Annotated in this window: 21 protein-coding genes; 7 read left to right on the plus strand and 14 right to left on the minus strand. The window is 73.3% G+C overall.

All coding sequences use genetic code 11. From position 1 onward, the window contains the following. Nucleotides 1–119: 119 nt before the first annotated feature. The 6 genes from FXF52_RS14790 to FXF52_RS14815 form a co-directional block, all read right to left on the minus strand. Nucleotides 120–947: a DUF72 domain-containing protein gene (locus FXF52_RS14790; RefSeq protein WP_222870521.1), complete on the minus strand. Its 828-nt coding sequence runs from the start codon at nt 945–947 to the stop codon at nt 120–122. A gap of 136 nt (nt 948–1,083) precedes the next feature. Then, nucleotides 1,084–2,301, minus strand: a complete 1,218-nt coding sequence (locus FXF52_RS14795; RefSeq protein WP_148797460.1) for an Ig-like domain-containing protein — start codon at nt 2,299–2,301, stop codon at nt 1,084–1,086. 145 nt (nt 2,302–2,446) lie between these two features. After that, nucleotides 2,447–3,604, minus strand: a complete 1,158-nt coding sequence (locus FXF52_RS14800) for an anhydro-N-acetylmuramic acid kinase (RefSeq protein WP_255471968.1) — start codon at nt 3,602–3,604, stop codon at nt 2,447–2,449. An 11-nt stretch (nt 3,605–3,615) separates the two neighbouring features. Next, nucleotides 3,616–4,521: an N-acetylmuramic acid 6-phosphate etherase gene (gene murQ, locus FXF52_RS14805; RefSeq protein WP_148797462.1), complete on the minus strand. Its 906-nt coding sequence runs from the start codon at nt 4,519–4,521 to the stop codon at nt 3,616–3,618. 192 nt (nt 4,522–4,713) lie between these two features. Next, nucleotides 4,714–5,271 carry a hypothetical protein gene (locus tag FXF52_RS43865; RefSeq protein ID WP_148797463.1) on the minus strand — a complete coding sequence of 186 codons (558 nt, stop codon included), beginning with the start codon at nt 5,269–5,271 and terminating at the stop codon, nt 4,714–4,716. Nucleotides 5,272–5,330: 59 nt separating this feature from the next. Further along, nucleotides 5,331–6,095, minus strand: coding sequence for a DUF427 domain-containing protein (locus FXF52_RS14815; RefSeq protein WP_148797464.1), 765 nt, complete (start codon nt 6,093–6,095; stop codon nt 5,331–5,333). Nucleotides 6,096–6,331: 236 nt separating this feature from the next. Between FXF52_RS14815 and FXF52_RS14820 the strand changes: the two genes are divergently transcribed. Together FXF52_RS14820 and FXF52_RS14825 are read left to right on the plus strand one after the other, a co-directional pair. After that, complete coding sequence (locus FXF52_RS14820) at nt 6,332–7,555, plus strand: multidrug effflux MFS transporter (RefSeq protein WP_148797465.1); 1,224 nt, start codon at nt 6,332–6,334, stop codon at nt 7,553–7,555. A 55-nt stretch (nt 7,556–7,610) separates the two neighbouring features. After that, nucleotides 7,611–8,540 carry a diacylglycerol kinase family protein gene (locus FXF52_RS14825; protein ID WP_148797466.1) on the plus strand — a complete coding sequence of 310 codons (930 nt, stop codon included), beginning with the start codon at nt 7,611–7,613 and terminating at the stop codon, nt 8,538–8,540. Between the two features lie 75 nt (nt 8,541–8,615). On the opposite strand, the gene FXF52_RS14830 is transcribed toward FXF52_RS14825, so the two are convergent. From FXF52_RS14830 to FXF52_RS14850, 5 genes are all read right to left on the minus strand, one after another. Next, nucleotides 8,616–8,894 (minus strand): hypothetical protein, encoded by a 279-nt coding sequence (locus FXF52_RS14830; RefSeq protein ID WP_148797467.1) that lies wholly within the window; start codon nt 8,892–8,894, stop codon nt 8,616–8,618. 26 nt (nt 8,895–8,920) lie between these two features. Continuing rightward, on the minus strand, nt 8,921–9,292 hold the full coding sequence (locus FXF52_RS14835) for a DUF2267 domain-containing protein (protein ID WP_255471969.1): 372 nt from the start codon (nt 9,290–9,292) through the stop codon (nt 8,921–8,923). Next, nucleotides 9,192–9,749: a DUF2809 domain-containing protein gene (locus FXF52_RS43065; protein ID WP_148797468.1), complete on the minus strand. Its 558-nt coding sequence runs from the start codon at nt 9,747–9,749 to the stop codon at nt 9,192–9,194. Before FXF52_RS43065 ends, FXF52_RS14835 begins: the two co-directional genes overlap by 101 nt. Nucleotides 9,750–9,839: 90 nt before the next feature. Beyond that, complete coding sequence (locus FXF52_RS14845) at nt 9,840–10,571, minus strand: L,D-transpeptidase family protein (RefSeq protein ID WP_148797469.1); 732 nt, start codon at nt 10,569–10,571, stop codon at nt 9,840–9,842. A gap of 107 nt (nt 10,572–10,678) precedes the next feature. After that, complete coding sequence (locus FXF52_RS14850) at nt 10,679–11,023, minus strand: hypothetical protein (protein ID WP_148797470.1); 345 nt, start codon at nt 11,021–11,023, stop codon at nt 10,679–10,681. A gap of 220 nt (nt 11,024–11,243) precedes the next feature. On the opposite strand from FXF52_RS14850, the gene FXF52_RS14855 reads away from it, so the two are divergent. From FXF52_RS14855 to FXF52_RS14865, 3 genes are all read left to right on the plus strand, one after another. Further along, a complete protein-coding gene (locus FXF52_RS14855) occupies nt 11,244–11,996 on the plus strand; it encodes a dienelactone hydrolase family protein (RefSeq protein ID WP_148797471.1) in 753 nt (250 codons plus the stop codon). A gap of 78 nt (nt 11,997–12,074) precedes the next feature. Continuing rightward, the gene (locus tag FXF52_RS14860; RefSeq protein WP_148797472.1) at nt 12,075–13,463 is read left to right on the plus strand and encodes an aromatic acid exporter family protein; all 1,389 of its coding nucleotides are present in this window, start codon (nt 12,075–12,077) and stop codon (nt 13,461–13,463) included. 13 nt (nt 13,464–13,476) lie between these two features. Then, nucleotides 13,477–14,190: an RraA family protein gene (locus tag FXF52_RS14865; RefSeq protein ID WP_222870520.1), complete on the plus strand. Its 714-nt coding sequence runs from the start codon at nt 13,477–13,479 to the stop codon at nt 14,188–14,190. A gap of 2 nt (nt 14,191–14,192) precedes the next feature. Here FXF52_RS14865 and FXF52_RS14870 read toward each other — a convergent pair whose 3' ends face one another. Next, a complete protein-coding gene (locus tag FXF52_RS14870; protein ID WP_148797473.1) occupies nt 14,193–14,729 on the minus strand; it encodes a hypothetical protein in 537 nt (178 codons plus the stop codon). Between the two features lie 302 nt (nt 14,730–15,031). Next, nucleotides 15,032–16,906, minus strand: a complete 1,875-nt coding sequence (locus FXF52_RS14875; protein ID WP_148797474.1) for a Xaa-Pro dipeptidyl-peptidase — start codon at nt 16,904–16,906, stop codon at nt 15,032–15,034. A 150-nt stretch (nt 16,907–17,056) separates the two neighbouring features. On the opposite strand from FXF52_RS14875, the gene FXF52_RS14880 reads away from it, so the two are divergent. Both FXF52_RS14880 and FXF52_RS14885 read left to right on the plus strand, forming a co-directional pair. After that, on the plus strand, nt 17,057–17,596 hold the full coding sequence (locus tag FXF52_RS14880; RefSeq protein WP_148797475.1) for a DUF1707 domain-containing protein: 540 nt from the start codon (nt 17,057–17,059) through the stop codon (nt 17,594–17,596). A 192-nt stretch (nt 17,597–17,788) separates the two neighbouring features. Then, on the plus strand, nt 17,789–18,091 hold the full coding sequence (locus FXF52_RS14885) for a hypothetical protein (RefSeq protein ID WP_148797476.1): 303 nt from the start codon (nt 17,789–17,791) through the stop codon (nt 18,089–18,091). 108 nt (nt 18,092–18,199) lie between these two features. Here FXF52_RS14885 and FXF52_RS41635 read toward each other — a convergent pair whose 3' ends face one another. Further along, nucleotides 18,200–18,349 (minus strand): hypothetical protein, encoded by a 150-nt coding sequence (locus tag FXF52_RS41635; protein WP_187413506.1) that lies wholly within the window; start codon nt 18,347–18,349, stop codon nt 18,200–18,202. Nucleotides 18,350–18,698: the final 349 nt, after the last annotated feature.

Consider the following 18,698-nt stretch of genomic DNA (forward strand, 5'->3'; position numbering starts at 1 on the left):
GCGCCGTCCTCGGAATTTCCGACAAGCAGCGGCAAAGGGGGCAGGCTGACGACGGGGTCAGCCCACTCGAAAGGTCGAAGCCGCACCGGCCCGGCGCGTCTCCAGCGGCCGGCAGCGGGTCAGAACAGCGTCGACGGCCCGACCGGCGCCTGCTCGGGCAGCGGCTCCACCTCGGGCAGGCGTGCCCGGATCTGGTCGTGGAACCTGCGCGCGAGGTCGGGCGCGTCGGCGTTGTCCGGAGTGTGCACGAACACCGTCGGCGACCGGCCCTCGCGCAGCCAACCGGTCACCACGTCGAGCCACGGTTGCCAGCCCTCGACCGTCCGCGCCGGGTCGTCCCGGCCGAGGTAGCGGACGATCGGCCGGTCGGTCAGCGCGCGGGTGCGCAGCGGCGTACGCGGCTTGCGGGTCCACGCCTCCCGTTCCGCGTCACTGGTCGGCCGGGTGCGGAAGAAGGCGGTGGTGTCGAAGGGGATCCACTCCGCGCCGACCCGGTCCAGCGTCTCCTCGAGCGCGCGCACGGCCCGGGGGTCGTCGAAGAAGGCCGGGTGGCGGACCTCCACGGCGTACCGGTGGGCGGTGGGCAGCCCGCGCAGGAAGCGGGCGAGGGAGGGTACGTCGGCAGGGCCGAACGAGCCCGGCAACTGGATCCAGAGGGCGTGGGCCCGTGGGCCGAGGGGCTCGATCGCGGTCAGGAAGCCGCGCAGCTCGTCCTCGGCGCCCATGAGCCGGCGTTCGTGCGTGACCGCCTTCGGCAGCTTGAGCACGAACCGGAAGTCGGGGTCGGTCTGCCGTGCCCACGTTGCCACCGTCTCTGGTGGCGGGGTGGCGTAGAAGGTGGTGTTGCCCTCGACCGCGGTGCACCAGCCGGCGTAGGCGCGCAGCCGCTCGCCGGCTGGCAGCGGGTGGGCCAGGAACCGTCCCTGCCAGGACCGGTGCGTCCACATCGCACACCCCACGTGCAGGCGCATCCGGTCCTCCTCGCGGCTCGACGGCTGGGTCGCCACATTCCGCCGCCGCCCGTGACGAGCCCGGTCTGTCACGGGACGACGGCGGTACCGGGACGGCCGGCGTGCGGACCGGTCACCATTTGTCCCACGGGATGGTCCAGTCGCCGACGCCGTCGGTGAGCGTCATCGCTCGCGGGGTGTTGCGTACGTCGACCACGTCGCCGAGCCGGAACGTGTCGTAGAACCACCGGGCGTGGGCCGGCCCGACGTTGATGCAGCCGTGCGAGGTGTTCTGGTTGCCCTGGGCGCCGATGTTCCAGTCCGCCATGTGGACGAACTCGCCGGAGTACGAGATCCGCAGGCAGAGCTGGATGACCTCGTCGTAGTAGTTGGGGTCCTTGGGGTCGGTGACCCCGTAGCTGGCCGAGGTCATCCGGTGCGAGGGCTCGCGGGTCATCACCACGTGCGGGCCGGACCGCGTCCAGTAGCTGACAGTCTCCCCGTTCGCGCCCGTGGTGGTGCCGCCCTTGCCCATGCTGATCGGGATGTCCCGCACCACCTTGCCGTCGATGTACACCTTCATCCGGTGGGTACGGGCATCGGCGATGGCGATGCGGGACGGGCCGATGGTGAAGTCCGTGCTGGCGTTGGAGCCGCCGTAGACACCCTGGCCGAGGTTCTGGCCGAAGAGGTTGACCTTCACCGAGATCTTCGTGCCGGGAGTCCAGTACTTCGCGGGCCGCCAGTGCGCGTTGCGGCTGTCGATCCAGCGCCACCGTCCCTCCACGGCCGGCGTGGTCTGCACCAGCATCGCCTTCTCGGCCTCGGCGCGGTTCTTGACCGGCTTGCTGAAGTTGACCATCACCGGCTGACCGACCCCGTACGTGCCGCCGGCCCGGAGCGCGGTCAGCGCGTTGGCCTGGAACGTGACGCCGGCGACCCCGGACGGTTTGACGGTGCTGAAGGTGCACCGGTGCTCGGTCACGGTGCCGGCGGAGTCGGCCGCCGTCACGGTGACCGTGTACGTCTTGCCGTAGGCCAGCTTGCCGGTCGACCGCCAGATCTGGTCGTCGCCGAGCTTGCCGGCGACGGACTTGCCGCCCGTGGCCACCGAGACGCCCTTGATCGTGCCGCCCTCGGCCGCCACGACGACGTGCTCCAGCGGTGACACCTTGGTGGCGTCGGCGGCCGGGGTCACGGTCACCCGCACCTTCGGCGCCGGGGCGTTCGCCGCGGCCGGACCGGGCTGCGACCACGCCGCGCTGGACGGCGACTTCTGGCTGCAACCTGCCGTCACCAGGCCGGCCGTGACGCCCAGACCGGTGGCGATCAACTTTCGACGACTGATCATCGCGTTCCTCTCCGCCGGGAGAGTACTTGCCGGCGGCCCGCCGCGCGAGGGTCGGGCGGGTGTATCCGCCTCGGCGTTTCGCCGACCTCACGGCGGGCCCGCCCGAGCCTGCTGAACGGTGCGGCTACCCGGTCACGTCGACGCGTCAGCCGGCACCGGTGAGCCGCAGCGCGGTGGGCGCGGCGGCCACCGGCGCGGGCAGGCGCAGCGGGCCGGCGCCGGGGACGATGGCGCCGAGCACCCGGGCGCCGGTCGCGCCGGTGCACGACGGCACCGTGGCGGGCAGGCCGTGCGCGGTGTGCCAGCCGATCAGCGCGAAGGCGATCGCCTCCTTGGTGTCGGCCGGCGCGCCGAACTCGTCGGCGGTGGTGACCCGCACCCCGGGCAGCTGCTCCCGCAGCATGTCCATCAGCGCCGGGTTGGCGCAGCCGCCGCCGGAGGCGACGAGGGTGTCGGCCCGGTGGCGGCGTACCTGATCGGCGACGGTCTGCGCGGTGAGCGCGGTGAGCGTGGCGGCGACGTCCGCGTCCGACAGGCCGGGGCGCCCCGCCAGCGCCGACTCCAGGTATGCGGCGTGGAACAGCTCCTTGCCGGTGGTCTTCGGCGGGTCGAGCCGGTAGTACGGCTCGGCGAGCAGTTCCGCCAGCAGGCCGTCGTGCACCCGGCCGGCGGCGGCGAGGCGGCCGTCCTCGTCGTAGCGCAGCCGGCCGCCGCTGGCGCGTACGACGGCGGCGTCGATCAGCGCGTTCGCCGGCCCGGTGTCGTAGGCCACCGGGCCGCCGCCACTCGGCCGCAGCACGGTCAGGTTGGCGATGCCGCCCAGGTTGAGCGCGGCCGGCCGGCCCGGCAGGCCGGACAGCAGCAGGACGTCCATCAGGGAAACCAGCGGTGCGCCCTGGCCGCCGGCGACCACGTCCCGTACCCGTACGTCGGCGACCACCGGAACGCCGGTGCGCTCGGCGATCCAGGCCGGCTGCCCGATCTGCAGGGTGCCCCGCACCTCGCGTCCCTGCACCCAGTGGAAGACGGTCTGCCCGTGTGAGCAGATCAGGTCGACCCCGCCGGCCCGCCCGGCCGCGCCGGCCGCCACCTCGGCGAACGCCTGACCGATCAGCGTGTCCAGCTCGCACGCCTCGGCGAAGGTCAGCGCCGCCGGGGGCAGCGCGCGCATCAGCCGGACCCGCAGCTCCTCCGGGTAGGGCGCACTGTCGGCGTATGCGACGGTGCCGTGCAGCACCCCGTCGCGCAGGGTGAAGTCGACGGCGGCGACGTCGATGCCGTCGTGGGAGGTGCCGGAGATCATGCCCAGCACCCTCACGGGCTCGCCTCCAGGGCCTTGCGCAGCCGGCCGCCGCTGGCCGCCAGCCGCTGGCGGGGATCCGCCCCGTCGACCGGGCCGTCGAGCATCAGGATCGCGGTCTTGACATCCAGGTCGGCGCGGTCGAGCGCCGCCTCCGCCTCGGCGCGGGGCGCCCCGGTGACCCGCCGGATGATGCGCACCGCACGGTCGCGCAGCTTGGCGTTGGTCACCCGCAGGTCGACCATCAGGTTGTCGTACGTCTTGCCCAGCCTGATCATCGAGATCGTCGAGATCATGTTGAGGACGAGCTTCTGCGCAGTGCCGGCCTTCAGCCGGGTTGAGCCGGCCAGCACCTCGGGGCCGACGGGCACCTCGATCGCCTGGTCCGCGGCGGCGCTCAGCGGGGTGTCGGCGTTGCACGACAGGCCGACGGTCAGCGCGCCCCGCTGCCGGGCGGCCCGCACCGCCGCCAGGACGTACGGGGTGCGGCCGCTCGCCGAGATCCCGACGACCGCGTCGGCGGCCGTGATCGCGCAGTCGGCGATCGCCTGCGCGCCGGCCGCCTCGTCGTCCTCGACCCCCTCCTGCGCCGCGAACAGCGCCGCGGGGCCACCGGCGATGACGGCGCGCACCAGCTCCGGAGGGGTGCTGAACGTCGGTGGGCACTCCGACGCGTCGAGCACCCCCAGCCGGCCGGCGGTGCCGGCCCCGACGTAGAGCAGCCGCCCGCCGGCCGCCAGCCGGTCGGCGATCCCTTCGATGGCCGGCACGATCTGCGGCAGCGCGGCCCGCACGGCGCCGGGCACGGTGGCGTCCGCGTCGTTCATGACCGCCGCCAACTCCGCGACCGAGGCGGTGTCGAGGCCGGCGTACCGATCGTCGACCTGTTCGGTCAGCAGGTCACCCAGGCGATCCGTCATGCGTTGCGTCCACTTCTCGGGTCGAGGGCGTTGCGGAGCCCGTCGCCGAGCAGGTTGAGCCCGGCCCGGGCGCTGGCCGTACGCCCGGCGACCGAGTATCACGGGGGCCGCGGAGTGCTGTCAACAGTTTCCAACCCGTGGCGATGAGATGAAGAAAGTTGCCAGGCGTGGGAACGCCCCGCCACGGACCGCTCAGCGGGTACGCGCGAGTGCCTCGACCTCGGCGAGGGTGGCGATCTGATCGCACTCCTCCGGCGTCAACTTGTTGATCAACGCTTTGGCCGCCTGGGCCTGGGCCGTGGTGGGCAGCTCACCGGCGACGAGGCCGGGCAGGAGCAGTTCGTAGCCGACCCGGGCCCGCGGCGTGTACCGCGCGCGGTTGCGGGCGACGGCGAAGGACACGCGGATGGCGTGCTCGTTGCCGGGCGGCACGTTCGGCCGGTCCGTCTCCCGCGCGGCGAAGCGCATGCCGTGGTAGAGGGCGCACCGGTGACAGGTGGCCGGGCCGCGGGTGAGCGTGGCTGCGCAGAACGGGCAGGTCAGCCGGTCGAGGGCGGCGTCGACCACCCGCCAGTCGTGCTCGTCGGGGCTGTCCGCCACGAGCCAGCCCAGCGCCGTCTCCTCCGACGAACCCGGGGCGACGTCCAGCTCAGCCAGCAGGCGCGCCCAGGCCAGCTCGAGTTCCGCCTCCAGCGCACCGATGGCCCGGGCCAGGGCCGGGCTGCGCCACGTCCACCGATGGTCGATCATGCCGCCCAGCATGCGCCCGCGCCGGACGCCGCGACACCGGGTTTCGCCCCGCCCGCCGCTCAGGAGAAGTGCGTCCTGGGCCGGGCCAGTCGCTCCCCGTCGACGACCAGGTCGACCTTCTCGTTGTAGAAGGCGACCAGACCGGCGATCGGCAGCAGCGCCGCGGTGGGAAAGCTGTACGACCAGGCCAGGTCCGAGTGCACCGTGCCGTCGACCCGGACCGACCAGTAGTCGCTGGTCCGGCCCTTGTAGGGGCAGGCGGTCGTGGTCTCCGACGGGACCATGTGGCGGAAGTGCACGTCGGTGCGGTTCAGGTAGTAGCGAGTCGGCAGGCCGGTCTCGAAGACCAGCACCGGGCACGTCGACTCGGCCAGCACCGTACCGTCCAGCTCCACCCGTACGCGGCGCGCGGACCGCAGCGCGTCCACCCGCGCGTACGGGTTGCGGGGATGCACGAACACCTCCTCGTCCTCCTCGAACCAGCCGTCGAGGGCGGCCCAGTCGAACCGGATCGTGTCCGCCAGCCCGGGCAGCGCGTCGTCCCCGTACCAGCGCGCGCACGCGGCACGGGTGGTCTCGCCGACCCGCAACCCGTGCAGCCGCGCGGTGCCGCGCCGCGACGGATCCGTACGCTGCTCATCGACGAGCAGGTCACGGTTCACGTCCGCGCTCGGAATGTAGAACTGCGGGTAGAACGGCCACTCCCACACGTACCGGGCCCGGGTGGTGTCCAGCACCGGCTCGGCGGCGAGGAACGCGCGGACCCGGCGCGGCACGGGCTCGATGTGGTCCACCGGGGTGATGGCCTTCGGATAGTCCGCCACAGGTCCTCCACTGCTGGCTCGCGTCGGGCACCGGTTCAACGATTGACGTGCTGCGCGTGGCGTGTGACCTGAGGCACCTTCCAGCCGACCGGGAATGAGATCAGCGGTCCGGTGATTTGGTGGCAGGTGTGACCGCCGCACAAGTTCTCCGCCCAGGTCCGGACGGACGTGGCCCCGCGACCGCGACCGTCGACACCATCCAGACACCCACCCCGCCCCAGCTTTCCGGTGACCTGATGAGCACCCGGCAACGGCTGCGCCTCGTCCTCGTCCTCGGCTCGCTCATCGCCATCGGGCCGCTGACCATCGACATGTACCTGCCCGCGCTGCCGGCCATCACCACCGACCTGCAGACCACCTCGGCGGCCGTCCAGCTCACCCTGACCGGCACCCTCGCCGGCCTCGCCCTCGGCCAGCTGCTCATCGGCCCGCTCTCCGACGCGGTGGGCCGGCGCAAGCCGCTGCTCGCCGGCATCGGGCTGCACATCGTGGCGTCCGTGCTCTGCGCGATCGCCCCGAACATCGGGATCGTCGGCACCCTGCGCGTGCTGCAGGGGCTCGGCGTCGCCGCCAGCTCCGTGGTGGCGATGGCCGTCGTCCGCGACCTGTTCAGCGGTGCCGCCTTCGCCCGGCTCTTCTCCCGCCTGATGCTGGTCATGGGCGTGGCGCCGATCCTGGCCCCCACCCTCGGCAGCGGGCTGCTGCGCTGGTCGGACTGGCGGGGCGTGTTCATTGCCCTCGCCGTCTTCGGCGCCTTGCTGGTCACCGTCGCGGCGTTCGGGCTCGCTGAAACCCTGCCGCCCGAGCGCCGCCGCCGCGGCGGCGTGGCCGCCACCGTGCGGGACTACGGCGCGCTGCTGCGCGACCGGACGTTCGTCGGCCTCGTGCTGGTCGCCGGGCTCGCCATGGCGGCGCTCTTCGCCTACGTGGCCGGGTCGTCGTTCGTCTTCCAGCAGCAGTACGGGCTCGACGAGCAGCAGTTCGGGATCGCCTTCGGCGCCGGCGCCGTCGGCCTGATCACCGCCACCCAGCTCAACGTGCGTCTGCTGCGCCGGTACTCGCCGCAGCGGATCCTCGTCACCGCGCTCGCCGTGGGCACGGCGGCCGGACTGGTGCTGCTCGCCGTCGCCGCCACCGGCTTCGGCGGTCTCGCCGCCATCCTCGCCTCGCTGTGGGTGGTGCTCGCCGCGGCCGGGCTCGCCATGCCGAACGCGCCCGCCCTGGCGCTGTCCCGCCACGGCGAGGCCGCCGGCACCGCGGCGGCCCTGCTCGGCGCGGTGCAGTTCGGCGTCGGTGCGCTGGCCGCGCCGCTGGTCGGCGTGCTCGGCACCGGCAGCGTGGCGATGGCCGCGGTGGTCGCCGGCGGCATGGTCGCGGCGATGGCCGTCCTGCTCGTGGTGGTCCGGCCCGCCCGGCTGGCCGAGGTCGAACCCGCCGCGGTCGCCGTGGCCGCGCACTGATCGGACGCCGGCTGTTCACCACCTGACCGGCGCCCGCCGGATAGGGTCGGGCGTCATGCGAACCAAGCAGGAGCTGGGGGCGGCCATCCGGCGGGAGCGGCGCGCGGCGCTCGTCGTCAACGCCCACTCCCGCCGGGGCCGCCAGCTCTACGAGGGCGCCCGGTCGCGGCTGCTGGCGGCCGGGTTTTCCCTGCTCGGCGCGGACCCGGTCGACCGGCCCGGCGAACTCGAACAGCGCCTCGCCGCGGCCGCCGACCTCCGACCGGACCTGCTGGTCGCCGGTGGCGGCGACGGCACCATCGGCACCGCCGCCCGGCTGCTCGCCCACCGTGACATCGCGCTCGGCCTGCTGCCGCTGGGCACCACCAACAATTTCGCCCGCACGGTCGGCATCCCGCTCGACCTCGACGCCGCCGTCGGGATCCTCACCGGCGGCAAGGTAATCGACGTCGACCTCGGCCTCGTCGGGAACATGCGGTTCACCAACCACATCGGCGTCGGCCTGTCCGCCGACGTGATGCTCCGGACGCCGCCGCGGCTCAAGCGGGCCGCCGGCCGGCTCGCGTACCCGCTCACCGCCCTGGCGCTGCTCACCCGGCACCGGCCGCTGCGCGTGACCGTGCGCGCCGAGGCGCGCACGCACGAGTTCGTCACCCACCAGTTGTACGTGGCCAACGGCGGCCACCAGGCCGGCCGGCCGATCACCGCCGACGCCAACGCCGACGACCGGCTGCTGGTGGCGTACCCCGTCGGCGGGCCGGCCCGCCGCGGACTGCTGCGCGACACCGCCCGCAACGCCGCCACCGGGCACCGCCGCACGCTCGGCGACCACCCGTTCCTCGCCGTCCGCCAACTGTGGTTGGAGACCGACCGGCCCGCGCCGGTCGAGGTCGACGGCGAACTGTACGGCGAGACACCGATCCGGATCGGCCTGGACCCGAACGCGCTGCGCATCATGGCCGCCGCGGACAGCCCGGACCGCTGAGTGCCGCCGCCGGCCGGTCGGCCACCGGCCTGCCTGCCGTCCGCGCGCTGCGCCCGCGGCGCGGTTTCCGGACGCTCAGTCCCGGCGGTCCTCGTCGGGTACGGGAATCTCCTGGTTCTGCTCCACGGCGTCCGCCGGGTTGACGCCGCCGTGCACGGCGCCGGCCAGGTCGGTCCGGTCACTCGGCGGCCGCAGGACGCCCTGCTCCGCCAGGTCCGCCTCGGACGCCTCCGGCACGGCCTCGGAGACCGTGTCCGGCGGGCCGACCACGGTCTCGTCCTGCCGCTGCTCCTGCGCGTCGGCGTCGGGCGGTCGGCGCAGCGAGTCAGCCTGCTCGTCCCAGTTGGCGGTCATCGTGGCCTCCGACCCGAGCGCCCCGGTCAGCGCGTGCGCTGCACGAAGGGCGCGGTCTGGTCGGCGATCTCGCCGAACTCCGCCGGAAGCTGGGACACCACGTCGTCGTACGCCCCGGGCGGGAGCGCCTGACGGAGGGCGTCGAACACGGCGGTCGCCCCGTCCTTCGCCCGCTCCGGGTCGACCTCGGCGCGCCCGCTGACCCGCTGCAGGAAGACGTCGAGCCCGAAACGCTCGGCCGTCTCACTCGGGCCGAACGCGTACGGTCGCAGGCCCTCGGGCAGTTGGCCCGCCAGATCACGCGCCTCGCCGCCGTCGATCCGCTCCGCCAGCGTCGTCAGCGTGGCCCGGACGAGGGCGGTCGCCTGCCGCGACGACGTCCCGGTGCGCTTCGCCACCAGGCCGATGAACTGGTTGTCGTCCATCATCAGGGCCCTTCTCTCGGACGGATGCCCGCGTCTTCCCCGCCGTCGCCGGCTCAAACGGCAGCAGCCGGTGCAGCACGACCAGCGGCACCACGCCGACGGGATACCAGAGCAGATCGACCGGATCGAACTGGACGCCCAGCACCAGCCGGGCCAGCAGGCTGCGCGCGGACAACGCGGCCGGTACGCCGGTGAGCTGGAAGCACTCCATCGCCCAGCAGAAGCCGGCCGCGACGACCCCGGCCGGCAGCGGGCGCAGGCGCGGCCACAGGAAGAGCGCCCCGGCGTACACCAGGGACGCGTAGAGGGCGGTGCCCGAGTATTGCTCGAGGCGGCCGTCGGCGAGGGCGCGGATGGTCAGCGCCACCGCCAGGAACAGCGTCGCCGACAGCAGCATGAGCAGCCGGAAGACGGCCGGCCGGATCGACATTCCGGCGATGCTATCGGCGCAGGTCGGTTCATGCCGTCCCGGGCCGGCGGCCCGCGCAAGGATCGGCGGGCCGCCGGCCCGGGTGGCGCGTCAGCGGTAGATGTGCACGGGGACGCCGACCCCGATGACCGACCAGAGCCGGTTCATGGCGGGGATGGGCACCCGGACGCAGCCGTGGCTCGCCGGATAGGTCGGCACGGAGGTGGCGCCGTGCACCGCGTAGCCGCGGTAGAAGTAGTTCGGCCGCCACAGCAGGCCCAGGTCGCTCTGTCGCCAGCCGTCGATGCGCCGTTGGATCGTGTAGTTGCCGGTGGGGGTGGGGGTGCTGGCCTTGCCGCTGGAGGCGTCCAGGATCCGTACCACTGACCCCCCGCGCGCCAGGTACAGCACCTGCGTGGTCAGGTTGGCCTCGAGCGAATAGCCGGAGTGCGTGTACCTCGGCTTGGGGACGACCGGGCGGTCGAGCGCCGCCCAGGTGCGCGGGCCGACGATGCCGTCCCGGGTCAGCCCGTTCACCTTCTGGAAGGCGACGACGGCGTGGTGCGTCGACGGTCCGAAGATGCCGTCGACCCCGCCGACGTCGTAGTGCAGCGCGGTGAGCCGGCGTTGCAGGGTGCTGACCGCGGTGCCCCGGGAGCCCTGTCGCAGCACCGGCTTGCTCGTGGCGGCGAGCGTGACGGTGGCGACGGTGGAGGTGGTGGGAGCGGCGGCCGACGCCGAGGTGGCCGGAACGGCCAGGCCGGCGACGAGGAGGGCCATCCCGAGCGCGGCGCGCGAGGCGGGGTGGCGAAGGCGGGTGGTGTGTGGTGAGACGGGAAGCATCGTCCCTCCCTTCCGAATTCCTGAGCATGACGGTAGCCCGCGGAAGCGAGGACCGCTGCCCCGTTTCGTACCAGTTCCGCACGTTCGAGATCAGAACACGCGCGGCGTCAGGCCACCCGCGGCACGGGCTGGATCGGCACGGCCGCCCGGTGCGCGGAGACGTCGCCGGTAATCTCCACCGACGGTGCCGAGGCGAGCTCACCGACCTCGGTGGCGGCCGGGCCCGACCCGGTCACGTCACCGCCGGCCGAATCATCGGGAGCGGCGACACGCTGCATGTCGGTGAGCAGCGTCAGGAGTCGCCCGAGGTCGTCGACGGGCATCCGGAACGAGCCACGGCAGAGCGTGCTCCACAGGGACAACACCACCGCACCGCGGTCCGGGTGGTAGCTGACCCGCAGGGTCCGGTCCTCGCCGCGCAGGTCGGTGAACAGGTCACCGAAGCTGGGCATCGGTCGCACCTCTCCCATCGATCCAGGATGCCGCAGACACCCGGGCACGGAAAGACCTACGACGCCGCGGGTGCACCGAGCTCCGGCCAGGGCTGAGGTGGGGCAGTCGCACGGTTCTCCCGCGCTGACCGGTCACCGCGCGCGCCGCGCCCTCGACGGGCGGCCCCGCGACGCGGCGAGTAGCGTGCACCCGAACGATCAACGCGAGGAGGCTCCCACCGTGCACACGACGACCGTGGACGTGCCGACCGGCGACGGGATGGCCGACGCGTACCTCGTCCGGCCCGACGGGGACGGCCCCTTCCCGGCAGTCCTGGTGTTCATGGACGCGTTCGGGCTGCGCCCGCAGATGGCGGAGATGGCCGAGACGATTGCCGCCCGCGGCCACGTCGTGCTGGTGCCGAATCTCTTCCACCGCTTCGGCCGCGCGCCGCTGGTCGACCTGTCCGGGCTCCGCGACCCGTCCCAGCGCGGTGCGCTGTTCGAGCAGCTCGGCCCGATGATCCGCTCCCTGACCCCGGCGGTGATCGCCCGGGACACCGCCGCCTACCTGGACTTCCTGGCCGCGCAGCCCGACGTCGCGCCCGGCCCGGTCGCCATCACCGGCTACTGCATGGGCGGCAGGAACGCGCTGCGCGCCATCGAGGCGCACCCGGACCGGATCGCCGCCGCGGCCGCCTTCCACGCCGGGCGGCTGGCCACCGACGCCCCGGACAGCCCCCACCTCGCCGTCGGCTCCGTCACCGGAGAGCTGTACTTCGGCCACGCCGACCACGACCCGTCGATGCCGGCCGAGCAGATCGCCGTCCTGGAGAAGGCCCTGGACAGCGCGGGCGTCACCTACCGCTCCGAGGTCTACCCCGGCGCCCGCCACGGCTACACCCAGGCCGACACCTCCGAGTACGACGAGCAGGCCACCGAACGGCACTGGGCAGCCCTGTTCGACCTGCTCGACCGCACGTTCCGCCGCTGACCCGGACGCCGAGCGGGCGGCCGCCACAACCACCACCAACGGGACGATTCACCCGCGTCGCGCCGGGTAACCGCCGCCATGGCCGACGAGCGCCGCACCGCCGACAGCGTCCGCTCACCACTGGACCGGGTGACCGAGCGGGGCGAACGAGCGGTGGGCCGGGCCCGCGCCCAGGGTGGACAGGCCGGCCGGCTGCGGTTGCGCCAGCTGGAGATCACCACCGTGATCTCCGTGCAGGCCGGGCTCGCCGCCGCACTTGCCGCCCTGCTCGCCCAGTACCTCCTCGGTCCCGGCGCGCACGTCTTCGCCCCGGCCGCCGCGGTCGGCACCATCGCCACCGCCATCGGACAGCGAGCCCGCCGGACAGCCGAGCTGCTGATCGGGGTGGGACTCGGCATCGTCGTCGGAGACCTGCTGCGCTTCCTGCTCGGCTCCGGGACCTGGCAGCTCGGGCTGGTGGTGGCCCTGGCGATCGCGACGGCGCTGCTGGTAGCCGGCCGGGGCGGCGCCCTGGTTGCCCAGGCGGGCGGTACCGCCGTCCTGATCTCCGCCCTGGCCCCGGTCCGGTCCGGCCTCGAGCTGCCCCGGATCTTCGACGCGCTCGTCGGCGGCGCGGTCGGCCTCGCGGTGGTCGCTCTGCTGCTGCCGGTCAACCCGATCCGGGTGCTGGACCGGGCGGCCAAGCCGATCTTCACCCTCCTCACCGCGCAGCTCGACGCGGTGGCGCACGCCCTGACCACCCGGGACGCCGACGCGGCCGTCCGCGCCTTGGAGGGACTGCGCGGGCTGGACGCCGACGTCGGGCGGCTCAACGAGGCGCTCACCGGCGCCGGGGAGGTGGTCACGCTCGCGCCGGCCCGTTGGCACCGCCGCGCGCTGTACCACCGCTACGCCAACGGCGCCGCACACCTGGAACGGCTGATCCTCTACGCCCGGTCGGTGGCCCGCCGATCCGCCACCGCCCTGCAGTACGGCGAGCCCATCCCCGCTGAACTCCCCGACGCCGTCACCCGGCTCGCCGACGCCGCACGGGCGCTGCGCCACGCGGGCCGCTCCGGCGGGGAACTGGACCGCACCCACCAGCTGACCCAGGAGAGCGCCCAACTGGCCGGCCGGGCGTGGGCCCAGGGCGTCCGCTCGTACGGTGACGGGGTGATCACCGACCTGCGCACGGCGGCCAGCGAGCTGCTGCGGGCCACCGGTTGCGACCCGGACGACGCCAACCGGATCGTGCGGAGCGCGGCCGGCGCGGGTGAGGCGGAGCTGCGTCCGCCGATCCGGGCGCGGATGCTCCGGCCACAGCGGGACACCCCGCGTGCCCGACGCCGCCTTCGGCTGCGGCGGCGTACCCGCGGACGGCGGGGCGGGGCTCCGCGCGTCACCGCGCCGGCCCGAGGCGGGGCGCGAGCCGGTGCGGCGGCAGGCCACGGACCGGAAACTGGCCCCTCCCACGACCGCCGCGGCTGACTACCGTCGGGTCATGGCCATGGACCCGGATGAATTGCGCGGCCGCTTCGCGAGTCTGACCACCGCCCACGTCGCCGACGCCTGCCTGCGGGCCGGCGTGCCGGTCCGCTGCGCCCCGCCGGGCGTGGGACCGGTGGTGGCCGGTGGGCGGGCGGCCGGGCGGGTGCTGCCGGCCCGGCACGTCGGCAGCGTCGACATGTTCCTCGAGGCGATCGACCGGGCCGCGCCCGGCGACGTGCTGGTGGTGGACAACGGCGGGCGCACCGACGAGGCGTGCGTCGGCGACCTGGTGGTGCTGGAGGCGCAGACCGCCGGGCTGGCCGGCCTGGTGGTCTGGGGCCTGCACCGCGACACCGGGGACATCCGGGCCGTCGGGCTGCCGGTGTTCAGCCTCGGCGCCACCCCCACCGGGCCGCAGCGGCTCGACCCCCGGCCGCCGGAGGCGTTGACCTCGGCGCGGGTGGGGGAGTGGACCATCGGCCCCGACGACGTCGCGCTGGCCGACGACGATGGGGTGCTCTTCATCCCGGCCACCCGGGCCCGGGAACTGTTCGACCTTGCGGAGTCCATCAGGGACACCGAGCGGCGGCAGGCCGACCGGATCCGCGCCGGTGAACCGCTGCGGGCGCAGGTGGGCTTCGGCGGCTACCTGGCCGCCCGGGCGGATAACCCGACGCTGACCTTCCGGGACCATCTGCGCGCGGTCGGCGGCGCCATCGAGGAGTGAGCTCAGCGGGGGTCGTGCCCTGGTGCGGGGGTGAGGCGCCGTAGCCGGCGGTTCCACCACGCGGGGCGGGTGTGCGCCTGCCGCCGCAACCGCCGGTGCTCCCAGTGCTGGTAGGCGACGAGCGCCGGCACGAGTCCGAGCATCGCCACCGGCACGCGCCGGCGGGCGGTGGGGTTCTCCCCGGCGACGGCGAGCAGGCCCGCGACGGCCGAGGTGTAGAGGATCGGGTTGTAGAAGCGCATCAACTCGGGTCCCAGCCCCTCGCAGTCCACCAGCCACGGCACGCCTGCCCTGCTGCGCCGGGTCGGCCAACCGAGCAGATGGGCCGAGACGGCGGCGAGCCCGAAGCCGTTCGCCGCCGCCAACAACGTGTCCACGGACTCGTCGCGAGCGGTGGCAGTCAGGACCCCGCCGGTGACGAGGGTCCAGAAACCCGCGGCGGCGTACGGCCCGATCACCGAGGCGAGCGGCATGCCGACGCCGGCGCCCAGCTCGAAGGCCACGTGTGCCGCCAGGCTGACCACGGTCAGCCGGGTCAACGGGCGACGACCGACGCGGGGCGCCCGGACGGGACGGGCGCGCGGCGCCCAAATCTGTCCGACACCACGGGCTGTGTGCCGGAAAGGGTTCATTCGGCTCCGCCCTTCACGAGGCCCCCGTGGCCGTTGCCCGAATGGCGATCGCCGGCCCGGTGTACCCCGTTTTTCGGCGGGCATTCGCCGAGCCGGGATCAGCGGCGGGAGCGACCGTCGGTTGATCACGGGCTGGGCGTCGCGGAAGGTGGACAGCGGGCCGTGGCCGGCCCGGACGGCGCGGGAGCCGTCCGGGCCGGCGACGTACCTCAGAAGCCGAGCGCCTCGCGGCCGCCGACGATTGGCAGGGTGAGGCGGCTGGAGCCGGGCTGGACGGTCAGTCGGGTGCCGCCGAGCGGCAGCAGGGTGTATTCCTGGTCGCTGGAGAAGACGACCACCCCGATTCGGTGCCCCGCCGCGAAGACGTAGTCCTTCGGCTGCAGGGTCCACTGGTAGTCGTACATGATCCCCTGCTGGACGGCGGTCGTGTGCGACCAGCCGGTCCGGTTCTGCGGATCCATCCAGCCCCGGGTCACCACGACCGGGCGCGCCGTCGAGCCGGGCGCGCCGTAGTCGACCAGGTAGACCGACAGGTTGGCGTCGGCGCGGTTGTCGATGGACATCCGCAACCGCATCTCGGGCCGTCCGGACAGGCGCACGTCACGGGTCAGCACCGGGGAGCGGTAGACGAGCCGGTTGGCGCTGGCCGTGTCGGGACCGGCCACCAGGGTGCTCGGGCTGATCGTGCGGCCCTCGTCCACGAAGGACTGCTCGGCGCGCTGGTTCAGCGGCCCCGTGGTGATCAGGCTGCCGGGCTCGGTCGGGCTGTCGGCGGCGAGGTGCAGCGCCACGTCCCGGGCAGCCGGGTCCGGCCAGTTGGCGTACGTGGTGTAGGACCGATCCTCGCGCTGCAGCACCGCCGTGGGCTCGTCCATGATGCCGTTCGGTACCCCCCACAGCCAGTAGTCGAACCAGCGGTTCTCGGTCTGCTTGTAGGTCCACGCCTGGCCACCCGGCAGGGTCACCGTCGCGGAGCTGCCCGGCCCGCCGTGGCCGCCCTGGTGCAGCCAGATCTTGCGCGGCACACCGGCCGCGGCGAGACGGTCCCACCAGCCGGCGAAGTTCTCCGTCTTCACGTTCCAGTCGTTGAGCCCGTGCACGACGAAGACGCTGGCGGTGACCTTCCTGGCGTCCGGCAGGTAGTCGCGTGCCCGCCAGAACTCGCTGTAGTCCCCGGTGACCCGGTCCTGTTCGGCCGTCAGCTGGGCGATCTCGTCGGCGCACCGGCCCTCGGCGCGCGCCCGGCCCGCGGTGTACTGGGCGAGGATGTCCAGGTCCTCACCCTGGAAGGTGCCCGGCGCCACCACCAGTCCGTTGGCCCGGTAGTAGTCGTACCAGTTGCTGATCGCGGAGACCGGGATGATGGTCTTGAGGTTCTCGACACCGGTCGTGGCCACCATGTTGGGCAGCGTCCCGTTGTACGACACGCCGGTCATGCCGACCGCGCCGGTGGTCCAGTCGGCGGTGACCGGCTCGCCGGCGGCGTTGTACGCCTTCGCCCGGCCACCCAGCCAGTCGATGATGGCCTTCGTACCCAGCGTCTCCGCCATGTCCCCACTGGTCGGACACCCGTCGGAGTCCGCGGTGCCGATGCTCTGCCCGAGCACCACCGCGTATCCGCGCGGGACGTAGTAGTCGTCGAGGGAGCCGGGCAGGTTGGCCTTGGCCCGCTGGATCCCGACCGCCTGCGCCTGGCTGCGCAGCTGCTGGGTGAGCCCCGTCTGCGGCAGCTCGTCGACCAGCACGCTCGGGTACGGCACGTCGCCCCAGGTGCCCTTGCGGTACGGGCTGTGCTCGAAGACGACGGGGACCTTGAAGCCCTCGGTGGCGGTCTCCCGAGGGCGGGAGATGTCGGCGACGACCCGGTCGAGCCGGCCGTCATGGTCGGTGTCGAGCGGCGTCTCCACCCACACCCGTTCCTCGATGGCGTCGGTGAACGAGAACACCGGTTGCGTCATTCCGTCGCGGACGACGATGCCGGGTGACGGCGTCGGCGCGGCGCCGGCCGGTGCCGCGGGCACGGCCAGGATCGATGTGGTGGCTAAGGCGGCGGCAAGCAGAATGCGGTGGCGCGGTTGGCGCACAGGTACCTCCCGTGGTGGGGGCTTTCACGGCGGGATCATGGTAGTTGCGCCAGTGGCCAGGGTCGATGGCCGCTGGGGGCGGACATGCCCCGAATGCTGCTGCCGTTCCGTCGCGGTAGGCCGTAGGTTGAGCGGGTGACGGGAGAGCTGATGCCAAGGCCCGAGATGCGGGTGTCCGATGCCGAGCGGAACCAGGTCGTCGAGCAGCTGAACCAGGCGGTGGGCGAGGGACGGCTCACGCTCGCCGAGTTCGAGGACCGGATCGGAGGCGTACTCGCCGCTCGTACCCACGCTGACCTGGCGCCCTTCACCGCGGACCTGCCGGCGGCCGCCGCGCCGCAGGTGCTCGAGCTGCGGTCGCGCGCCTCGTCGCTCAAGCGGGCCGGCCGGTGGGTCGTGCCGAGGCAGGTGGTGGTCGAGGCCCGCTCGTCGAAGGTACGGCTGGACCTGACCGACGCCGTGATCACGTCGCCGACGGTGCAGGTGTCGCTCAACGTTCGCTCCAGCTCGCTCACGCTGGTGTTGCCGCCCGGGGCCTCCGCCTCAATCGACCAGGTGGAGATGTCCTCCAGCACGGCCAAGCAGCGGGTGCCGGACTCAGGCGGCCTGCACATTCACGTGAGCGGCAAACTTCAGTCGTCGAGCTTGAAGGTGCGGCGCCAACGCCGCTTCCTGCGCTGGCGGTGGTGATCGGCGGACCCCGAGGGCTTCTCGGTCGCCCGGCCGGCGCGGCTTCCTGCCCCGTCGCGGTGACCGGAACCGGCCACGCCTGGGCGTTCCCTGTGGACGGACGGAGGGTACCTTCTCGACCTATAACCAGTCGCTTGAAACGATTAGGCACCGACCTTCTCCTAGCGGATCACCGGCACGGCGCGGGGCATCGTGCAGTCCGCAAGGCAGATCCAGGTCGCGACCGCCGCCGACCGCTTCGACGAGCCGGATGTCTGGGACAGCGGGCGCGTGACGAGCCGCGACTCGGTCAACGTCCGCTACCCAGGGCCGGACCTGCGGGCCCGGACCCGGTACTTCTGGCGCGTACGGGTCTGGGACGGCGCCGGCATGCTCAGCGACTGGAGCAAACCGGCCTGGTTCGAGACGGCGCTGCCGGCGGGAGACCTACGGCAACCTGACCGGGGGTACGGCTTCGGTCCGGATCACGTCGGCCTTGCGGTCGTGGCTCTTTGACACGGACGGCGATGCGGAGGGCTGGCAGCCGGCGAACCAGCTGACCCCGTTCGTGGTCGCGGAGGGGCCCCTCCGGTCGACCTCGACCGGCGGCGACCCGTACTTGGTCTACGGCAGCCCGCTGTCCATCGACGTGAGCGAGGGCGCCAGCGCCGAGATCACGATGTCGAGTTCCACGGACAGCGACGCGCAGATCTTCTGGGGCACGGCGGACGAGCCCTTCTTCGCGGAGAGCAGGAGCACCCGCTTCTCGGTCAAGGCGGGCGGGCTCCACTCCTACACGGTGCCGATTCCGCCACAGGGCGCTCGACTGACCATGCTTCGCGTCGATCCGCTCACCGTCCAAGGTGACGTTCGGATCGACAGCATCCGGATCGTTCGATGAGGGGCGCCAGCCGCGCTCGGTAGCGGCACCTGTGGGGCCGGTGGGCGGCCGGAACATTCGCCGCCCACCGGCCCCACGACGCGCTGCATGTCGGCGGCCTGCGGATCACACCTGCGTGATCACGTCCTTGCCGTACGCGGACAGGGTCTTCTCCTTGTCGTCGTGCATCAGGTAGAGGGCGAACTGCTGCACCCCGATCTCCCGGAGCTCCTGCAGCCGGTC

It is taken from the genome of Micromonospora sp. MP36 (assembly GCF_008119785.1).
Lineage (GTDB): Bacteria > Actinomycetota > Actinomycetes > Mycobacteriales > Micromonosporaceae > Micromonospora.